The organism is Actinomycetota bacterium (assembly GCA_013152275.1).
In the GTDB taxonomy this organism is placed as follows: Bacteria; Actinomycetota; Acidimicrobiia; order Spongiisociales; family UBA4744; genus BMS3Bbin01.
The window spans coordinates 1-3,422 of record JAADGS010000095.1; the positions used below are offsets into that span (position 1 = coordinate 1).

Genomic DNA, 3,422 nt, shown 5'->3' on the forward strand with positions numbered 1-3,422 from the left:
ACCGGTTTGTGCGCAACACCTACAAGGTGAGTGGCAACGCCAAGCCGTTCCGTTGGGGATACGACCTGGTCACCATCGAGGTGTGGCAGAGCCACGGTCAAGACCAAGACGGCACGTTCCGCTAAGACGAACCATCACACACGACACACCAGGGTCTCCCAGCAGAGACTGACACCCGACAACCGCCACAGCGCTACTTCGAGGGGAGTGCGGGTACCGTCTGCGGTCGGGCGGGGCACTCGCGGTATCCACGTGCAGAGGCATCGGACGCATGCGGGGCGGCGGTCGGACACGGATGGAGAAGGCCAGTCCGGGCTCCAGACCGAGGGTCCGGTCAGGGGCCCTTCGCTGCTGCGATCCGATACCCGGCGACCGGGTGAGATCAGGCGTAGTAGCCTCTCATACCGCTGGGTACTCGAATCCGGGGGGAAAATGAGTGGCTACTTGGCTTCTTGGTTTGCGGCGCGTGTGGCTCGACATCCCGAGTCCGATCCTGTCGACACGCCGGGGAAGGGGCCTGATGTATCCGATCTCGGCTGCCGGCTCGGTCTGCTGTGGGTAAGGATTCGCAGATCGTATTCGAGCCTTGTCGCCAGTGAGGCAGGAGTCACGGTCCTTCTCCATGGGGAGGTCTACGGGCCTTCCGGTGCCCGCACTGCCGAGGGTCTCCTTGAAGCGTATCTTCGATACGGACCGAGTGTCGCCCGATCGCTGAATGGGTCATTCGCCCTTCTGGTACTCGACAATCGGCTGGGAGGCCTCCTGGTGATCACCGACCGCGTGAACTCTCACAAGGTCTTCTTGAGCGAGGATGACGGCGGTTGGTGGCTGTCGACTTCTCTGTATCGCCACCCTGGGGAACGACGAAGGCTCGACCCGGCCGGCATCGCATCGGTGCTCGCCTGCGGAGCGGCCCACGGTGGGCTCACTCCATTCGAAGGCGTACGTGTTCTGGAACCTGCCGCAGTGCACAGCTTCACCGAACGTGGGCACCGCTCCGAGTCATACTGGGATTACGAATCCGTGGCGCAGTCCGGGTCGGTTCGCGAATCGGATCTCAGAGGCGGTCTGGCCGATGCATTGCGATCAAGCGTGGAGCGTCGGATCCCGTCCGGCCAAGGCAAGCTGTTCGTGTCGCTGTCGGGGGGATACGACTCGAGGAGCATCGCCGGTTTCCTGTCGGAGGCCATCGACGACCGAGAGCGACTCCAGATCTTCACCTATCATCACGGCCCGCAGGTGGGAGATACCGATTTCGGCACCGCCTCGGGCACGGCCATCTCGTTGGGCGTACATCACCAGAGGATGGAAGGCTACAAAGGCGACCTCCCCTCCGTCCTCGAGGCCAACTCCTCGTTCGGCCAGGGGATGGCCAATTTCTGCACCGAAATAGGTGTCTGGCAGAGCTTGGGGCCCTCGATGGCAGAGAGCGACGAGAATCTGCTCTTCGTCGGCGACAGGTTTCCGCTCGCCTCGCCGCGAAGCGAAGACGGCGCGGCTCTGCTGGCGCAGGCCGACGTGTTCCCGGTCTCCACGATCGAGTGGCTCCTGAAGGGGCTCGGTTCCTCCAGTGCATCCGCTTTGGGGAATGGCTGGCGGGCGGCCTACGAGGGGCTCTTGGCGAAGATCCCGTCCGGCCAAGATGTGTTCGACAGTCTTCATCGCGTCAAGCTCGAACATAGGACGGACACGATCATGCTGTGGCGCGAGTGCTTTCAGACGCCCTACGTTCGTGTCGCAAACCCGTATTTCGACAATGAAGTGCTGGACTTCATGAGCCAAGTTCCTGCCCGGTCACGTAAGAGGTTGTACCGGGATGCGATCACGGCGGCTCTGCCGAGTCTCTTCCGGGAACCGACCGTCGATGGCGGGTGGAATCCTCCGGATTGGCCGCGAGAGCTTCGCCATCATGCGGCATCCATCCGCAACGCGGTGGTGTCGGTGCCCAGCCGGCTCGACGAGCTGATCCCGCCCGATGTCATTCTCCGTCTCCTCAAGGCCACTTCGGGAGTTTCGGCCACCGGAAGCGACGAGGCGGTCGCCACATTGAGGAGCCTTACGAAACGTTTGACGCTTGTCCGTCAGATGGTGCGGGCAGTCAAGCCGAGGGTGCGGCGTTCGGTGCCCATTCGGAGATCTCGACACCAAGTCCTCCTGGATCTCCTGACGCTTCGAGGTTTCCTCTCCGAAACGTTGCCGCGGTCGGTGGCGGCCGGTCGGCCATAGAGGGTCGTCGGCAACGCGCCCGGGTCGGGTACCGGGACTTCGTGTCACGCCGGAGAAGTGAACCGGAGGCTCCTCGATGACGTCGCCACGAAGACGGTCCGAAGTGATCGCCACGATTGACGAACTTCACCTTCTCGACCCATCGATCTCGACGTGTTCCCCACGTGGCGGCCGCGGACGCGGGCTCCTCCGACTACCGGCGCGTCGGTGCCGGTCGGCAGTTCGGAGAGGACCCGTCCGTCACCGGACCCAGGGCTCGTCACACGCTGCTCCTCCTGCCACCGACCTTCGGTATTCGGTCGGCACCGAGTGTCCGGCATTCACCCGTCGCCGACACTGCACGATGTGTTGACGGCTCCCCGATGTCACTCGAGAGGCGGGGAGATTCGGGGAGCAGATCCGGGGAGTCTCGATGAGCGCGGGTCACGTCTGGCGCGTGGGAATGCTCTCGGGACGGATCGGCTGCCGATGTTCTGCGGGTCACCTGTCAGTCGTTGACCTGTACGAACCGGCGGGCCATCTGCCGTCGGGCCAATCGGTAGTGGGTGTCTCGTGATGTCTGTCGGCTCGCCGGTCGCCGCATGCACAAGCGCGCCCCGAGATTTCTCCTAAAGGTGTCTCCCGGCAGGGCCGATGTCATCAGAAGCGGGTTGGGAGTCGCAATGGGGAGGATTCGTGGCGGTTCTTCAGAGGTTGAGCATGGCGCTCGTCGTCGTGGTCACGATGGCGCTGACGCTGCCAGTCGTGATGGTCGGGGGAGAACGAACCCATGACCGTGCGATCGCGGCGTCAGAGCAGATCGAAGACATCGTCCGAACATCTGGATCACAGAGTGTTCTGACGACAGAGGGAACCACAGACGGCGGACTCGACTGTGGTGACGGTCGAGAGGCGGGACTCGACGCGTGCGCAGCCGGTGCTTCAGGTTCCACGATGTCGATCTCCAGTACCCCGACATCCGCGATGGCGATCTCCGACACCTCGACATCCGCGATGGCGATCTCCGACACCTCGACATCGACGGAGGCAACCACCACGATCGCCGCCTCCGGCACCACTCGCCCTCCTGGCTCCACAACGAGCTCAACCAGCGCCGGCGGATCGTCGTCGACGACGTCGACGACGGAGGGTGTGTCGGTTACGTCGACGTCGGTTGCGGTGGTTGGTTCGGGGTATTCGTTGTCGTGGTCGACGCA

2 protein-coding genes are annotated in these 3,422 nt (G+C 63.5%); one reads left to right on the top strand and one right to left on the bottom strand.

Translation table 11 applies throughout. From position 1 onward, the window contains the following. Nucleotides 1–444 precede the first annotated feature (444 nt). Nucleotides 445–2,226: a hypothetical protein gene (locus tag GXP34_14525; protein ID NOY57181.1), complete on the top strand. Its 1,782-nt coding sequence runs from the start codon at nt 445–447 to the stop codon at nt 2,224–2,226. Nucleotides 2,227–2,912: 686 nt separating this feature from the next. Here the strand turns inward: GXP34_14525 and GXP34_14530 are convergent. Then, the coding region (locus GXP34_14530) for a hypothetical protein (protein NOY57182.1) at nt 2,913–3,422 on the bottom strand (510 nt) is incomplete at its 5' end.